The 15,902-nt window shown below is 54.4% G+C and carries 17 protein-coding genes; 8 read left to right on the forward strand and 9 right to left on the reverse strand.

Annotation, left to right across the window (positions count from 1 at the left end):
- Nucleotides 1-16: 16 nt before the first annotated feature.
- Nucleotides 17-1,069, reverse strand: a complete 1,053-nt coding sequence (gene bamC, locus BEI65_RS06115) for an outer membrane protein assembly factor BamC (RefSeq protein ID WP_099062579.1) — start codon at nt 1,067-1,069, stop codon at nt 17-19.
- A 16-nt stretch (nt 1,070-1,085) separates the two neighbouring features.
- Complete coding sequence (gene dapA, locus BEI65_RS06120) at nt 1,086-1,967, reverse strand: 4-hydroxy-tetrahydrodipicolinate synthase (protein WP_099062580.1); 882 nt, start codon at nt 1,965-1,967, stop codon at nt 1,086-1,088.
- 110 nt (nt 1,968-2,077) lie between these two features.
- Here dapA and BEI65_RS06125 point away from each other — a divergent pair, with 110 nt between their 5' ends.
- Nucleotides 2,078-2,683 carry a glycine cleavage system transcriptional repressor gene (locus BEI65_RS06125; protein WP_198404413.1) on the forward strand — a complete coding sequence of 202 codons (606 nt, stop codon included), beginning with the start codon at nt 2,078-2,080 and terminating at the stop codon, nt 2,681-2,683.
- Nucleotides 2,684-2,685: 2 nt separating this feature from the next.
- The gene (bcp, locus tag BEI65_RS06130; RefSeq protein WP_085118108.1) at nt 2,686-3,150 is read left to right on the forward strand and encodes a thioredoxin-dependent thiol peroxidase; all 465 of its coding nucleotides are present in this window, start codon (nt 2,686-2,688) and stop codon (nt 3,148-3,150) included.
- Between the two features lie 43 nt (nt 3,151-3,193).
- Here bcp and BEI65_RS06135 read toward each other — a convergent pair whose 3' ends face one another.
- The 3 genes from BEI65_RS06135 to BEI65_RS06145 form a co-directional block, all read right to left on the reverse strand.
- Nucleotides 3,194-4,264 (reverse strand): AI-2E family transporter, encoded by a 1,071-nt coding sequence (locus BEI65_RS06135; protein ID WP_099062582.1) that lies wholly within the window; start codon nt 4,262-4,264, stop codon nt 3,194-3,196.
- A 248-nt stretch (nt 4,265-4,512) separates the two neighbouring features.
- Entirely contained in the window at nt 4,513-6,711 is a 2,199-nt protein-coding gene (locus tag BEI65_RS06140) for a TonB-dependent siderophore receptor (RefSeq protein ID WP_099062583.1), read from the reverse strand.
- Nucleotides 6,712-6,771: 60 nt separating this feature from the next.
- Nucleotides 6,772-7,854 carry a YncE family protein gene (locus tag BEI65_RS06145; protein ID WP_099062584.1) on the reverse strand — a complete coding sequence of 361 codons (1,083 nt, stop codon included), beginning with the start codon at nt 7,852-7,854 and terminating at the stop codon, nt 6,772-6,774.
- 340 nt (nt 7,855-8,194) lie between these two features.
- On the opposite strand from BEI65_RS06145, the gene BEI65_RS06150 reads away from it, so the two are divergent.
- Nucleotides 8,195-8,623: a molybdopterin-binding protein gene (locus BEI65_RS06150; RefSeq protein WP_099062762.1), complete on the forward strand. Its 429-nt coding sequence runs from the start codon at nt 8,195-8,197 to the stop codon at nt 8,621-8,623.
- Nucleotides 8,624-8,673: 50 nt separating this feature from the next.
- Here the strand turns inward: BEI65_RS06150 and BEI65_RS06155 are convergent, their stop codons facing one another.
- On the reverse strand, nt 8,674-9,291 hold the full coding sequence (locus tag BEI65_RS06155) for a LysE family translocator (protein WP_099062585.1): 618 nt from the start codon (nt 9,289-9,291) through the stop codon (nt 8,674-8,676).
- A gap of 194 nt (nt 9,292-9,485) precedes the next feature.
- Between BEI65_RS06155 and BEI65_RS06160 the strand changes: the two genes are divergently transcribed.
- Nucleotides 9,486-9,947, forward strand: coding sequence for an Lrp/AsnC family transcriptional regulator (locus BEI65_RS06160; protein WP_099062586.1), 462 nt, complete (start codon nt 9,486-9,488; stop codon nt 9,945-9,947).
- Between the two features lie 38 nt (nt 9,948-9,985).
- Here the strand turns inward: BEI65_RS06160 and BEI65_RS06165 are convergent, their stop codons facing one another.
- Both BEI65_RS06165 and BEI65_RS06170 read right to left on the reverse strand, forming a co-directional pair.
- Entirely contained in the window at nt 9,986-11,194 is a 1,209-nt protein-coding gene (locus BEI65_RS06165; protein ID WP_099062587.1) for an NAD(P)/FAD-dependent oxidoreductase, read from the reverse strand.
- A gap of 148 nt (nt 11,195-11,342) precedes the next feature.
- Nucleotides 11,343-11,885 (reverse strand): Rrf2 family transcriptional regulator, encoded by a 543-nt coding sequence (locus BEI65_RS06170; protein ID WP_099062588.1) that lies wholly within the window; start codon nt 11,883-11,885, stop codon nt 11,343-11,345.
- A gap of 371 nt (nt 11,886-12,256) precedes the next feature.
- Between BEI65_RS06170 and BEI65_RS06175 the strand changes: the two genes are divergently transcribed.
- Together BEI65_RS06175 and arsC are read left to right on the forward strand one after the other, a co-directional pair.
- Nucleotides 12,257-13,726, forward strand: coding sequence for a M48 family metallopeptidase (locus BEI65_RS06175; RefSeq protein WP_099062589.1), 1,470 nt, complete (start codon nt 12,257-12,259; stop codon nt 13,724-13,726).
- A gap of 20 nt (nt 13,727-13,746) precedes the next feature.
- The gene (gene arsC, locus BEI65_RS06180) at nt 13,747-14,100 is read left to right on the forward strand and encodes an arsenate reductase (glutaredoxin) (RefSeq protein WP_099062590.1); all 354 of its coding nucleotides are present in this window, start codon (nt 13,747-13,749) and stop codon (nt 14,098-14,100) included.
- 57 nt (nt 14,101-14,157) lie between these two features.
- Here the strand turns inward: arsC and hda are convergent, their stop codons facing one another.
- Complete coding sequence (gene hda / locus BEI65_RS06185; RefSeq protein ID WP_085118118.1) at nt 14,158-14,859, reverse strand: DnaA inactivator Hda; 702 nt, start codon at nt 14,857-14,859, stop codon at nt 14,158-14,160.
- 228 nt (nt 14,860-15,087) lie between these two features.
- Here hda and BEI65_RS06190 point away from each other — a divergent pair, with 228 nt between their 5' ends.
- Together BEI65_RS06190 and BEI65_RS06195 are read left to right on the forward strand one after the other, a co-directional pair.
- Nucleotides 15,088-15,603, forward strand: a complete 516-nt coding sequence (locus BEI65_RS06190; protein ID WP_099062591.1) for an E3 ubiquitin--protein ligase — start codon at nt 15,088-15,090, stop codon at nt 15,601-15,603.
- A 30-nt stretch (nt 15,604-15,633) separates the two neighbouring features.
- Nucleotides 15,634-15,882, forward strand: coding sequence for a GlsB/YeaQ/YmgE family stress response membrane protein (locus BEI65_RS06195; RefSeq protein ID WP_006316897.1), 249 nt, complete (start codon nt 15,634-15,636; stop codon nt 15,880-15,882).
- Nucleotides 15,883-15,902: the final 20 nt, after the last annotated feature.

Here is a 15,902-nt window from a genome sequence, read left to right on the forward strand (position 1 = left end):
CTTGGCCCCTTTTCAGTTACTTAACGCTGGTTTTACTGAATGCTGACTGGAATGCCGCAACCAACCCGTCGTTTTGCGACTGGGTCAACGGCTTCCCTTTAGGATCGATAAATTGCAGGCTGGAACGGTTGTTCAAGTCACCCACCTGCAGTTTGTAATCGCCTTCTTTCAGCTCAGGATCCTTGACGCCCAACGCATCCCAATCGCTGCTGCTCAGGGATTTGTAGGTTACGGCAACGGTACCTTGCGGACGGCTGCGGTCACCCACTTTCATCCCCAGTTTTTCCAACGCCGCCGGCAGACGATCCCACACCACGGTGTACGGACCGCGCACTACCAACATTGGCAGACCGGTATCATCTGCGCCGCTCTGCACGTCCAGCGTGCCGAAACGGTTGGCAGACTGGTTGCTCGCCAGGTTGTCCTGCTTGTCCAGGCCTTCAACCAGAGTGTTCATCATCATGCCGTTGTAGCGCTGCACTTCCGACGGGTCGGTAATCTGCTCGGTTTTACCCTGCTGCTGCAGGCCGACGGTCTTCACCACCAGCGCCTGCTGGTAACCCTGCTGCTGTACGCTGATCTGGTAGCGGCCTTCGTACTGGTTGTCTTCATCCAGACGGTTCCACTTCACCCAGTCGGTGGTCAGGGTCTGAGTAGCGTCCTGACGTGAGGCGATCGCAATGTTTTTCGTTTGCAGCATGCTGGTCACGCGTGACCACAGGTTCTGGTTCTGCGGGCTGTTTTCCAGCAGCAGCGTGCCGCTGTCGCCGGCATATTGCGCACGTGAACCGCTCAGCAAGGCCAGTGGCTGTACTGGCGGACGAATATCCAGTTGCTTGCCGACGCCGCCTTTCAGCGTGGTGGCCGGAACATCATAATTACCGCTTTGCACCGGCAGGATCATACCGGCTGGTGCGTTCAGTGGCTTGAGCACCGACGCATCGAGGTAAGACTCATCGCCGCTCACCTGGCGTTTGTAACGCTGATCGGTGGTACAACCCACCAGCATCATCACCAGCGAAATACCCACGACTTTTGCTACCGTCGACTTTTGCAATGAATAAACCATCAAATTTCCCTTAGAGTTACAGCAAACCGGCGCTTTTCAAGGCGCGTTCCACTACCGGACGGGCAGCGTCGGTCAACGGCGTCATAGGCAGACGCATCGTATCGGTTGCCATCAATCCCAATGCCTTACAGGCCCATTTCACCGGGATCGGGTTTGCTTCTACAAACAAATCCTGATGCAACGGCATCAAGCGCTGATTTAAGCGGCGTGCCTCAGCAAAGTTACCCTGTGCTGCCAGCGCGCAAAGTTGCGCCATTTCACGCGCCGCCACGTTGGCCGTCACGGAAATCACCCCTTTGCCGCCCAGTTGCATGAAATCCAGACCGCTGGCGTCATCGCCGCTCAGCAAAATGAAATCTTCATCATCAACCAGCACTTGGATCTGACTTACACGACTTAAGTTCCCTGTTGCCTCTTTAACAGCAACAATATTCTTAATTTTTGCTAAACGCGCGATCACCGGCGGCAGCATGTCACACCCGGTGCGCGAAGGCACGTTATAGAGGATCTGTGGCAGCGCGGTGCTTTCGGCAATCGCCTTGAAGTGCTGATACAGCCCTTCCTGAGTCGGTTTATTGTAGTAAGGCGTGACCGTCAGACAACCCACTACGCCGGTATTTTCGAAGCGTTGGGTCAGCGAAATGGCTTCAGCGGTAGCGTTGGCGCCGGTACCGGCGATCACCGGAATGCGGCCAGCGGCCAGTTCCAGCGTCTGCAATACCACGTCAACGTGCTCGTCATGGGCAAGCGTTGCTGACTCGCCGGTAGTCCCTACGGAAACGATAGCCGCAGTTCCACTGGCTACATGATAATCAATCAATTTTTTTAGGCTCGCGCGATCGACAGCACCTGTGTCGTCCATCGGCGTAACCAGTGCAACAATACTTCCCGTAAACATTGGCCGTCCCCTCCACAAACAAGTCACTCATGGTACTTTTGCTGCCTATCCAAAAGCAAGCAAACAACGGTGTTGTAAGCGCTTGGCAGGCGGTTTTTTTTATGTTTACCATGGTAACCCCATTGTGCACGACAGGAAGCTCCATTTTGCCTAAGCCAGATGAACACTATCTCGTGATTACCGCGCTCGGTACCGACCGCCCCGGGATCGTCAATGCCATCACCCGCCACGTCAGCAGTTGCGGATGCAATATCGAAGATAGCCGTCTGGCCATGCTGGGTGAGGAGTTCACTTTCATCATGCTGCTTTCCGGCAGTTGGAACGCCATTACCCTGATCGAGTCCACCCTGCCGCAAAAAGGCGCGGAGCTGGAACTGCTGATTGTGATGAAGCGCACCAACTCGCACGAAAGGCCGCCGATGCCGGCCACGGTGTGGGTACAGGTTGAGGTGAAGGATTCACCGCACATCATTGAACGTTTTACCGACCTGTTTTACTCCAGCCAGATGAACATTGCCGAACTGGTGTCGCGCACCCAGCCGGCAGAAACTGACCTGCCACCCCAGCTCCATATCCAGATCACCGCACACAGCCCTGGCAATCATGATGCATCAAATATTGAGCAAGCCTTTCATCGCCTATGTACAGAATTGAAAGCACAAGGCAGTATTAGCGTTGTGAACTATCCACAGCATGATGAGAAAGATGGAGAGTAGTGATGACCCCATTGAAAGCCGGTGACACAGCGCCAAACTTTAGTTTGCCTGACCAGGACGGTGAGGAAATTAATCTGGCCGACTTCCAGGGACAACGAGTACTGGTTTATTTTTATCCCAAGGCGATGACGCCGGGCTGTACCGTACAGGCCTGCGGTTTGCGGGATAACATGGATGACTTGAAAAAAGCGGGTGTCGAAGTTCTGGGCATCAGCACGGATAAACCCGAAAAACTGTCGCGTTTTGCCGAGAAAGAGTTGTTAAACTTCACGTTGTTGTCTGATGAGGATCACCAGGTAGCACAGCAGTTTGGCGTTTGGGGTGAGAAAACCTTTATGGGTAAAACCTATGACGGCATTCACCGCATCAGCTTCTTGCTCGACGGCAAGGGCAAGGTTGAAAAAGTGTTTGATGATTTCAAAACCACCAATCATCACGACATCGTTCTGAGTTACCTGCAGCAATAATTTATACGAAGCGCAGCGGCCTGCTGCGCTTCGTTATTCCTGCCTATTCCTGTTCCGTTTCCACCCGCAGTTCGTCCGGCCAGGCGTGGATCACCGCCTTCACCAAAGTCGCCAGTGGGATAGCAAAGAACACGCCCCAGAAACCCCACAGCCCGCCGAAAATGATCACCGACAGAATAATCACCAACGGATGCAGGTTGACCGCCTCAGAGAACAGGATCGGCACCAGCAGATTACCATCCAGCGCCTGCACCACCAGATAAGCGACGATCAGCGTCCAGAAGTCGGCGCCGATACCCCATTGGAACATCGCCACCACCACCACAGGAATGGTTACCAGCACCGCACCGATATAGGGGATCAGCACCGAGACACCGACCAGCACCGCCAGCAGCAATGAATAGCGCATGTCCAGAACAACGAACACCAGATAGGTCGCTATGCCGACAATCACCATCTCCAGCACCTTGCCGCGAATATAGTTGGTGATTTGCTGATTCATCTCGATCCATACCTGCCCGGCCAGCCCGCGATTCCGTGGCAGCACGCGGCGCACCGCGTTGAGCATTTGCTCTTTGTCCTTCAGCAAGAAGAACATCATCATCGGCACCAGGATCAGGTAAATCGCCAGCGTCAACAGCCCAACCAGCGAAGCCAGTGAGAATTTCACCACCGACTCCCCCATGCCCGACAAACGCCCACGCAGGTTTTCCGCCATCATATCGATGATACCGGCATCCACCAGCGCCGGATAACGCTTCGGCAGCGTCGCGGCAAAGTTATAGAACTGATTGAGCATACCCGGCAGATCGGTCATCAGGTTGATACCCTGTTGCCAGGCGGTCGGCGCCACCACAAACACCAGCAGCATCGCAATACCGGCAAACATGATCATCATCATGCTCGCCGCCCAGTTACGCGAGCAACCAATACGCTGCAGCCGTGCGGTCGGCCACTCCAGCAGATATGCCAGTACGATGGCCACCAGCAGTGGAGTCAGAATGCCATGCAGAAAATAGAGAATGAGGAATCCGGCAACCAGGATCACCAACAGCGCGATGGCCTGCGGATCGGTAAAACGACGGCGGTACCACTGTAATAACATCTCCAGCATCAGAGAGTGCTCCTAGAGGTTTGACTGGCAGGCATTGCTGTTCCTGTGATGGAGTATTTTTTAACTTATTGCTCCCCCAGCACAAAGCGGGGGGCTTCAGGCGTATGGTTGTACCATGCCAGCCATCTGCCAGCCAGCGATTGTCAGTACAGACAAGGGGAAAGACAATTATCGATTTAATGCGGGGAAGGTAGAGCGGCGGTTTAACTGCGAGTCAAACCGCCGCTATGGCCTAAGGCCGGTGGTTATCAGAAATCGTAAGTTACGGAGACTTTAGCGGTACGCGGTTGCCCCTGGAACAGATAGGTGCCATAACTCTCTACACCAGACCAGTATTTCTCGTTAGTGACGTTATCCACGCCGACACGCCATACCATACTGTTTTTATCCTCGTTCAGGCGCATGCGGTAACGCAGACCGAGGTCCAGAGTCGTATAGCTGTCCAGTTTTTTGGTATTGGCCGCATCGGCGTACTGAGATCCCGTGTGTCTCACCTTGGCAGTGGCTGTCAGGCCATCAACCGGTTTGATGTCATACTCGGCACCCAACACCATGTAGAAACGCGCCACGCCAATCGCATCATTACCTTCATTCACGCCGCCCTGGGTTTTAGTCAACTCAGGTTGAAGCCAGGTCGCGCTGCCGTTCAGGCGCACACCAAACGTCGGTTCACCAAACACATTCAGCTCTACGCCACGATTACGTTGCTCACCATCCAGCACATAGTTGCCACTGTCGTTGAGGATGGCGGAAGGTTTCTTGATTTCAAACAGCGCCAGCGAGCCGCCTACGCGCTCGAAATCGACCTTCACCCCCACTTCATTTTGCTTGGAGCGGGCAATGCCGGTGCTCTGACCATAGTTGTTGGCCCCCTGCGGCGCGTTGTCACCAGGTTGCAGCGCCTCAGTATGGTTGGCGTACAGCGACACTTCTTCCCACGGCTTATACACCAGGCCAAATGTCGGCATCCAACGGCTTTGGGTATAGCGAGACGAAGTATCCTCCAGGCCGGTGGTGTTACTGTAGTTGCGCACGACCACTTTCTGATGGCGTGCCGCCGCGGTAAACAGCAATTGATCGTTGAAGAAGCCCAACGTATCGCTGAATAGCCAGCCCTGAGTCCGATTACGGGCGGTGGTTAACGGATCGGAGTAGTTGCCGCCAAAGTAGGCATTATCCGGCACCGGGACATCGTGATTGTCATAAATATTGGTCGTGGGATTGTTGGCCGACATACGCCAGGCGGTCTTGTCACTTTTGATCTGCGCCGAGTAACCGACGTTCACCTTATGCGACACGTCCCAGGTGTTGAATTCGCCGCTAATGCCTGCCATGCCGCTGAACGCGTCGATAATGCGGTTAGTATCCAGGCGCCCGACCGTGGCGTCACCATCGGCGTTAATCAACTTCGGTGCGCTGTAAAGACCGGTTTCATGGGCATGCTGTGCACCCAATCCCACGTAAGCCTTCCAGCTTTGCGTGAGGTCATATTCCGCTTTCGCCATACCGAACTCGTTTTCGATATCGCTGTAGCCCCATTTCTGGCTGTAGTTCTTGGTCGGGTCCGGCACGGCGGGAATAAAATCAACGCCGCTGACGTTGAGCCCCATGGTCCCGCCATGGAAAGTCTTTTTCTGATAGCCGAAGTCCAGTGAGGTGCGGAAACGATCGCCACGGTAATCCAACCCCACGGAGGCCAGGGTTGTGCGACGTTTATCGTCGTTAACCGCCGTTTCACCTTCGCGATGAACCAGGTTTACGCGAGCGCCGAACTGGTTGTTGTCACCAAAGCGGCGCCCCAGATCCAGCTTGCCGCCGACTTGCGAATCAGAAGTGTAATCAATGCCTACCTGGGTCGTTGGCGTATCTTCCGCACGTTTGGGTTCGAGGTTGATCATACCGCCTACTCCGCTGCTGGCTACGCCATTCAGCAGGGCATTGGCGCCTTTGAATACTTCCACGCGTTCCAGCATTTGGGTATCCATCACCTGGCGTGGAACCACTCCCGCCAGACCGCCCATGGTCATGTCGTCGCCATCGAGCATAAAACCGCGAATACGGTAGGTTTCGGCAAAGTTACCGTAGCCCTGTACCGCCTGAACGCCCGCGTCATTGCTGATGACATCGGCAATGGTTTTCGCCTGCTGATCTTGTATCAGCTTCGCGGTATAGCCAACGACGTTAAACGGCACGTCCATGGCTTTTTGCTCGCCGAGCATCCCCAACCGCCCGCCATGCGCAATTTGCCCATCCAGATAAGCGGGCACCAGGTCATCACCGCCGGCTTTAAAATCGCTGTCTTTGCTGGCTTCAACCACCAGGGTTTCTTCCTGACTTTTTTTACTGCTCTCTGTGGGTGCGGCCAGCGCCCCCTGACTAATCGCGCCGATAGCCAGCGCCAATAGCGTCAAGCGCTGCGGAAAAGATGTTGAACTGGTGTTATGCATAATTCACTCATAGATGAGGATAAGTGGAACAAAAATGGCCCGTTACCGAGCCGGTGTGGCTTATTTATTCAAATCAATGCGAACAACGCTGTCCGGGCCTTTGGTCGAATGATCTTTATTAAATACCTGCTTAACGGTGACATACAGGGTCTGGCCGTCTGCAGAGAGCGACAGGCTGTTTGGATTCGGCGGCAACGCCCAGCTCTGTTTCACCGCATAGGTGGTGGCGTTGAGACTCAACACCTTGCCGGATTCGCGCTGCGAGATATAAATTTCGTTACGTTTCGCATTGAACAACACCGCCAGCGAATCGCCGACATCGAGCTGTTTCAACAAATTGCCGCTATGAATATCCAATACCAGCGTGGTTTTAGCTTTTGAATTGTCGGTCACAAACAGTCGGCCGGTGTCGCTGTCTTCCGTGAGGTTAAGCAACAGCGCCGGCTTATCGCCAAGCGGCTTCCAACGTTTTTCGATGCGGTTGTTTTTCGGGTTAATCACCAGGATTTCCCCGCTGCCGTTCGCGGCATACAGGCGCTGGGTTTGTTGCGAGTAATGCAGGCCGGTCATCCATTTGCCGGTGTTTTTGATTCGCGCTTTTAATTTCAGCGTATTGGCATCAACCACCCAAATCATCGCCGGATCGGCCACTGCGCCCACATACAGCGTATTTTCGTGTAGCAAGATCTGGCGCGCGCCATACGGCAGCCCTTTCTCGTTGCGTTCGCTAAACAGCAGACGACCTTTCACTTTGCCGTCAGCAGTATTGATAGCGCTGATACCGCCATCCAGAGAATTAGTCACATAGAGAGTTTTGCCATCAGGGGATATCTGCATGGCAAAGTTTTTCAGATCTGTGTGGGTCAGGCTAATCGTTTTCAGCGTTTTCGCATCCAGCTTATAAACCACCCCACCCTGCACATCTTTAAAACCTTCGGAGCTGGCGACATATAACGCATCACCCGCCGGAGCCAGTGCGATCTCATACAGACCATTTGCCAGTTCACGTTGAACACTATTGGCGGGTTGAGTCACCGGTGCGGCAGGTTGGGCGATTGGAAAAGCAGAGGGTTGCTTTTGTGTAACGCAGCCACTCAGCGCCAGGCTCATCACCAGGGCGAGCGCGGAGACTTTCATTTTCATCAGGGAAATCCTTGGCCATATAAAGTTATTGAGTGGTGGCTCTGCGGATTATTTTTTGGCTTTCCCATGACGAGAAATGAGCCCCACCGTCTGTCTCAGTGTTCCCTGTGGAGGGTATTTCACTTTTATGCATGCGAATAACAAAGAGAATAATAATCATACTCATTACATTTTATGCAAGCAAGCGTAAATGGCTGTCCCAATAGCCGCGTAAAGCCGTATGAACCCTCAGCAACATCAGGTGAATGCTCACACAACTCTTGCTGGACAGTGGCAAATAAAACGAGAAATGGTCATGCTGTACGGCAAGTTCATTATCATGTCTGACCAAGGGGAATTTATGTCAGTATCAGCTCGTAACCAGTTATCCGGTACCGTGTCTGCGGTCGCAAAAGGCGCCGTTAATGATGAGGTAGAAATCACCCTGCCGGGTGGAGAGAAATTGGTCGCCATTGTGACAGTGCAGAGCCAGCAATCGCTTGGTCTGGTCACCGGCAAAGAAGCCGTAGCGCTAATCAAAGCACCTTGGGTGATCCTGGCGTCTGAAGATTGTGGGCTGCGTTTTTCCGCCCGTAATCAGTTTGCCGGAGAAGTGAGTGCGGTGGAACAAGGAGCCGTCAACAGCACCGTACATATCAAAACGGATGCGGGCTTTACCCTGACCTCGGTGATTACCAACGAAAGCCTGCAGGAAATGGCATTGAAAAACGGGTCTCGGGTGATTGCGCTGATCAAAGCCTCATCCGTGCTGCTTGCCGTCAGAGCCTGACGGCATCCCCCTTGATATATCCGCCATCATGTCGGCGGATATATCCTCTCTTATTTGAGCGCTTGCTCGGCTAACAAGGCGACGGCGATGATCACCATCGCGGCACCTGAGATACGGCTGACAACTCGCGCCGCCTGTGGGCGAGTCTGCAAGACAGACTGCGAGCCAAACCCCACCAGCAGATAAACCAGCCCACAACTGACCAGATGCAACAGGCCGAGTGCCAGGATCTGCGTCGGTATTGACCAAACGGCATGCGGATCGGTGAATTGCGGCAGCAGGGCCAGAAACAGCAGGAACACTTTGGGGTTCATGCCACTGATGCAAACTCCTTTACTCGCCCAGCGCATCCATGAGTCTGAGCTCTGTTTCTCCGCGGAATTGGGTACAGGCGGGCTCATCAGCAGATTGATGCCAATCCACAACAGGTAGGCCGCTCCCGCGACGGTGAGCACGGTCAGGATCAAGGGGTTACCTGCAACCAACACCCCCACGCCAGCCGCCACAACCACAATCGCCAGCAGGTGACCAAACAGCAAACCGGCGACGGCGGGGACCACGACCCTGCCACGTATACCTGCCGATATGACGTATGCCCAGTCCATGCCCGGCGTGATGACAAACAGCATAGAGACCGCCCAAAAGGCCGCAAAAATGGCGAGTGTCATGATGGTTTAAGCCCCTGCCGAGATTGCTGTGTTATCCGTATGTTCACCTGACTTTCCTCATTATAAGACCCTGAGCGCCGCTGCAAAAACGCGCAGTCCCGAGCGGTTAATTATTGGAAAGAATATCTTTAGGGCGTTAAAATGTGCTGCCAATTACTTGCCTGAAAACCACGAGTTCGGGGAAATTCTTCTAAATGGATAAGATTGACCACAAAATTCTTGCTGAACTACAGACCGATGGGCGACTTTCGGTCACCGACCTGGCCGAACGGATCGGGCTCAGCGTTTCCCCCTGCCATCGTCGGGTCCGGGCTTTGGAAGAGTCGGGAGTGATCCGGGGTTATCGCGCCCAGCTTGATCCCACCAGCCTGGGGTATAACTTTTCCGCGCTGGTTTTCGTCACCATGAGGGAAGGCGATCGCCACGCCGTGGCGGCCTTTGAGGATGCGATGGTGGATATTCCTCAGGTGGTGCAGGCGCAAAGACTGTTCGGTGATCCAGACTATTTGCTGCACGTGATCTCGCGCGATCTACCCGCATTCCAGCAGCTGTATGACGAGAAGCTTTCCGCACTGCCCGGCGTTCAACGCCTCAGTTCGACACTGGTGATGAAAACCGTGGTGCCTGAGCGCTCTTTTTTGCCGATGGGGAAATAACAACGGGAGCGTTTCCGCTCCCGTTGGTGACTTAAGTCTTAAGGGACAATCACAAAGTCTGGATTGGCGACGGCGAACAGCGCATCGCGATCCGCTGCCGGTGGGTAAATCCACTGGGTGTTGATTTCCTGTTTGATCTTTTTTCCCTCCTCACGTGTGAAGCGCACCTGACGGTCCCAGCCTTCGGTGTAGAGCGCTCCCCAGGAACCGAGATCGAGGCAGGTCACGTACTTGGGCTGACTGTAAGGATAAAGAGGCAGCCCGACCAGTTCCGCCGCGGCATTGTGCCCGGCTACGCGCCCCAGGCTCATCGCATGCTGGCAGGTCATCAGGTTATGATTTCCCTGCCCGTCGGTCGCGGCTTTGACCGTATCCCCGGTAACAAACACGCCATCCACCGCCGGTGCATGCAGGAAGGCATCACCGACAATGCGACCGGAGCCGTCACGCTCACCCGGAATTTGTGCAACCAACGGATGCGCCCGCACGCCGGCGGCCAATATCACCGTGTCGGTTGCAATGCGTTCGCCGCTCGACAACGTAACGCTGCCGGCATCAATCGCCGTAACGCGCAGCCCGGCCCGTGACTCAACGCCACATTCATCCAGCGCTTGTCGGATCACCACGCCAGGTTCAGCCCCCATACCCGCCCCCACTTCTTCTGCGGTATCAACAATCACCACCCGGATTTTCGCTTCGCTGCCCAGAATGGCACGCAGGCGCATTGGCATTTCGGCCGCGCTTTCCAGCCCGGTTAACCCACCGCCAACTACCACCACGGTGTTACGCGCCGGAGTTTCTGGCTGATCGGACAATGCTTTTAGATGGGCGTCCAGTCGTTGTGCACTTTGCAGCGTATCCACGTTGAAGCCGTGCTCGGCAAAACCAGCCACCGGAGGAATAAACAATTGGCTGCCGGTCGCCAATACCAGGCGATCATAATCCAGTTGTAGTCTTTGTCCTTCTGCACGCTCCACCACCAGCGTCTGGTTTTCGCTGTCTATCTGCGCAACCAAACCGGCCAAATGACGAACGCCAATAGCGGCAAGCTGTGCCGAGATATCCGGACTCATGTTTTCCAACACCGCTTCATACAGCCGTGGGCGAATGGTGACGTTCGGCGTCGGCGAAACCATCGTCACTTCGATGTCCTCTTCCTTGCCGGCCAGCGAGATTGCCCGCATGGCGGAAACGGCAGCCCAAAAACCAGCAAAACCAGAACCGGCGATCACTATTTTCTGCGTCATGGAATAACTCCTTCATACACGTTTATCGGGTTGCCCGTACTGTTTTCCAGGCGAGTGGCGCCGTTCCGCTCCCGGATAAAAGGGTGCAGAAGGGCTACCGCCTGTGGCACACAGGCGGGAAAAAATAGTCAGAGAAAATACTGAGGCGTTATTGAGGCTTGGTGCGGGCCGGTTTGCCGCTGCGCGTGGTGCGCTCGCTCATGCGCTCATCCATCCAGATGTTGACCTCACCGAAGAACCCTTCTGGTGCCTTGCGCCCGAAGCGAGTAGCGACAGCCCCCAGAGTTTGTACCGCCAGCGCATCACGCATGGCCTTTTCGGCCTGCAGCATCACCGCATGGATCGCACACTTGCCCGACACCGCCCAGTCTGGCGGGCTGTCATCAAACACCGCACAGCGGCCACGCACCTCCTGGCAATCGAACAGCGGTTTGTGACCTTCAATGGCATCAATGATCTCCAGAAAAGTGATCTCATCTGCCGGGCGGGCCAACCGATAACCACCGCGCACGCCTTCGCTCGCGGCAACGATCCCCGCTTTTTCCAGCTTGGGAAAGATTTTGGCCAGGAAGCTGGGGGAAATACCCTGCAGCTCGGCAAGTTCGCGGCTGCTAAGAGCACGCTGGTTATCGCCGACGAGCCAAAGCAGACAGTGGATGCCGTATTCAACGCTGGTAGTGATGTAAGCCATATGGGGTTTGCGGTGCACCTGTGAATTCAATAACACAGACTATATTAGTCCACGTTTAACCTGTCAATTAAAACGCGGACAAACTTTGTCTTTGTTTTTAGTCGATGGCCTGAAAGCGTCACTCCGTCGATCGCCATGGTGGTATTCAGAAATGAAAAATAAAGCCTTTCTGTCCGATTATTGCCGAACATAAGTTTCATTGTCGCTTTTGGCTGACTATGATGTGATCTGCCAACAGGCCGCCACAACGCGTGCATTTTTGTGAGCCAACACGCTTTCGCACTGATTGTTTTGGCGAGTCCGGCAGGGAACAAGAACTCTTAGGTGATGCTGACGTCTTAGAAATGACTATTTAAGGGAAAAGCCTGACTATGACCACCCGGTTGACCAAAACAGCGATTGCAGTACTGTTGCTTGGCACGCTCAACGCCACGGCGATGGCGCCGGTGCAGGCGGAAACCCAGGATCAACTGCCGGATATGGGCACCTCTGCGGGCGGCACCCTGAGCATTGGCCAGGAAATGGCCATGGGGGATTTCTATGTGCGTCAGCTTCGCGCCAGCGCACCGCTGATCAACGACCCACTGCTGACTCAATACATTAACCAGTTGGGTAACCGACTGGTGGCAAGCGCCTATTCAGTGCGCACGCCATTCCATTTTTATCTGGTGCGTAACGACGAAATTAACGCCTTTGCCTTCTTCGGCGGCAACGTGGTGTTGCACTCTGCCCTGTTTCGCGAAACCGACAACGAAAGCCAGCTCGCCTCGGTGCTGGCGCATGAAATCTCGCACGTGACCCAACGCCACCTGGCACGAGCGATGGAAGACCAGCAACGCAATGCTCCCCTGACCTGGGTTGGCGCCCTCGGCTCCATCCTGCTGGCGATGGCCAACCCGACCATGGGCATGGCGGCGCTGAGCGGTACCCTGGCCGGTACGCAACAGGGCATGATCAGCTTTACCCAATCCAACGAACAGGAAGCCGACCGCATCGGTATTCAGGTATTACAACGCGCCGGGTTTGATCCGGAAGCCATGCCTGACTTCTTGCAGAAGCTGTCTGACCAGTCGCGCTACGCCTCGAAACCGCCAGAAATGCTGCTGACCCACCCATTACCCGACAGTCGTCTGTCTGACGCACGCAACCGCGCCAACCAGATGCCCAAGCATTTGGTGCAGTCCACCCAGGATTACCTGATGGCCAAGGTGCGTTCTTTGGGGATGTACAGTTCCGAAGGTTACGGCCTGCGCGAAGAACTGCTCGATACTTACAGCAAAGGCAATATACGTGAACAGACCGCCGCCAAGTATGGCCGCGCCATTCTGTTCTATGAGGCGAAAAAATACGATGACGCCCGTAACATCATTCAGCCGTTGCTGACGCAAGATCCGAAAAACGTCTGGCTGCTCGATTTGATGACCGACATCGATCTCGGTCAGAAACGTGCGCCGCAGGCCATCGCCCGCCTGCAGGCGGCCAATGCCGCCCAAAGCAACAACCCGGTGCTGCAGCTCAACCTGGCCAATGCCTATGTTGAAGGCAACCAGCCGGCCCAGGCATCCAAAATACTTAACCGTTATACCTTCGCCCATCCGGACGATCCCAACGCCTGGGATCTGCTGGCCCAGGCCAGTGCCGCTCAGGGACTGCGCGATGAAGAGCTTTCTGCCCGTGCCGAAAGCCTGGCACTGACCGGCCGTCTCGATCAGGCCATTGGCTTGCTCAGCAATGCCAGTTCGCTGCAAAAACTCGGCAGCCTGAAACAGGCGCGCTATGATGCGCGCATCGACCAGTTGCGCCAGTTGCAAGAGCGTTTCCGCCAGTACCAGCGCAGCTGATTTTGATAAGGATGATTTAAATGAAGAACGTCACGATTTACCACAACCCGCGCTGCTCCAAGAGCCGTGAAACCCTGGCACTGTTGGAACAGCATGGCGTAACACCTGAAGTGGTGCTGTATCTGGAGACGCCGCCGTCGGTGGAGCAACTGAAAAAACTGCTGAAGGAGCTGGGCTTCACCTCGGCACGCGAACTGATGCGTAAGAAAGAAGATCTGTACAAAGAATTGAAGTTGGCGGATGAAAACCTGAGCGAAGCCCAGTTGTTAGCGGCGATGGTGGCAAATCCGAAGCTGATCGAGCGCCCTATTGTGGTCAACGGCAACAAAGCGCGTATCGGCCGACCGCCGGAGCAGGTGCTGGAGATTTTGTAAACGTGATATTGATATTGGGCACTGATTATGGTGCCCAAAATTTTCGAAGTGAAGCTGTTACAGCCCCAGGATCTCTTTCACAAACGGGATGGTCAGCTTGCGCTGGGCGGTGATCGAAGCGTGATCGAGTTGATCCAGCGTCATAAACAGCGTGCGCATTTCGCGATCCAGGCGTTTGAGCAGGAAACGCCCCACGTCTTCCGGTAATTCAAATCCGCGCAGTTTGCCACGCAATTGCAGCGCCAGCAGTTTCTCTTCATCCGACAGCGGTTGCAGCTTGTAGATTTGCCCCCAGTCCAGGCGTGAGGCCAGGTCGGGCAGGTGAAGATTGAGTTGGCGTGGCGGACGATCCCCGGTAATAAACAGGCGCGTACGGCCGGTTTCCAGGATGCGGTTATAGAGATTAAAGATGGCCATTTCCCAGGCTTCGTCACCGGCGATGCACTCGATATTATCGATACACACCAGCGCCAACTGCTCCATGCCATCCAGGACCTCAGGCACGAAATAGGCTCGCTTATCCAGCGGCACATAGCCTACGGCTTCGCCGCGCTGCGAAAGCTCTGCGCAGGCCGCATGTAACAAGTGACTGCGCCCACCGCCCTCGCGTGACCAGAAATAGATATAGTTGCCGTGTTCCTGACGAACGGCGGACTGGATCGCGCTCAATAGGGATGGGTTCTCCCCCGGATAAAAACTGGCAAAAGTTTCATCATCGGGAAGATAAAGTGGCAGTGAAAGCTGTGCCGGCGTATTCAGAAAAGCACCTCAACCAAAACTGGCAGGAAAACGCGGTAAGTCTACCACAGAAAACGGGCTCTGTTGAACCGGCAGGATTTTATGCCGCAATAGTGTACAACTGTGGCCAACGCGGTCAAATTAACCGACGGCCCTGGTCAGTGAAATTTGTATTTCAGCTAAGTCTTATCCTAGTATAGATAAGCGAAACGCAATCACCATAAACAAGGTTCTACAAGGATATAGACAATGAAAGTATGGAATAAAGTGCTTTTGGCCTCACTCATTGGGCTAGTACTTGCCGGCTGTGATGACTCATCCAAAGTCGACGCCAATCTTGAAAAGGCCAAAGACAGCGCAGAGCAGATGAAAGACGCCGCCCAGAAAAAAGCGGACGATCTGACCGATAAAGCCGCCGCCGTGGCCAAGGACATCAAGAAAGAGGCCACCACTCAGGCCGACCAGCTTAAAGACAAGGCTTCGGCGATTAAAGACGATGCCAGCAAGCAGGCAGAAGCCATCACCAATGATGCGAAGGCCAAAGCCGATGCCATCAAAGATGACGCCAACAAACAAAGCCAGCAGTTGGTCGACCAGGCTAAAACCATTAAGAACGACGCCATTAATGGCGCCAACGATTTGACCGAACAGGCCAAAGCGAAAACCGAAGCGATTAAAAACAGCGCTGAGAATAAAGCGGAAGAATTAAAAAGTGATGCTGATGCAGCAGGGAACAACAATACCCAGCCGGCAACACAACAATAATTTAGTTGATATCAAAGAAAGGAGCAGTCAATGGGAATTATTTCCTGGATCATTTTCGGCCTAATCGCCGGTATTTTAGCCAAGTGGATCATGCCAGGTAAAGACGGCGGCGGTTTTATCCTGACCATCGTATTGGGTATTGTCGGTGCCGTGGTCGGGGGTTATATCAGCACCTTCTTTGGCTACGGCAGAGTGGACGGTTTCAACTTCGGCAGCTTCGTGGTGGCGGTGATTGGTGCCATCGTGGTGCTGTTTGTTTACCGTAAAATCCGCAGCTAATTTATTGCGTATTAATAAAA

It is taken from the genome of Serratia sp. BW106 (assembly GCF_002607755.1).
Lineage (GTDB): Bacteria > Pseudomonadota > Gammaproteobacteria > Enterobacterales > Enterobacteriaceae > Serratia > Serratia proteamaculans.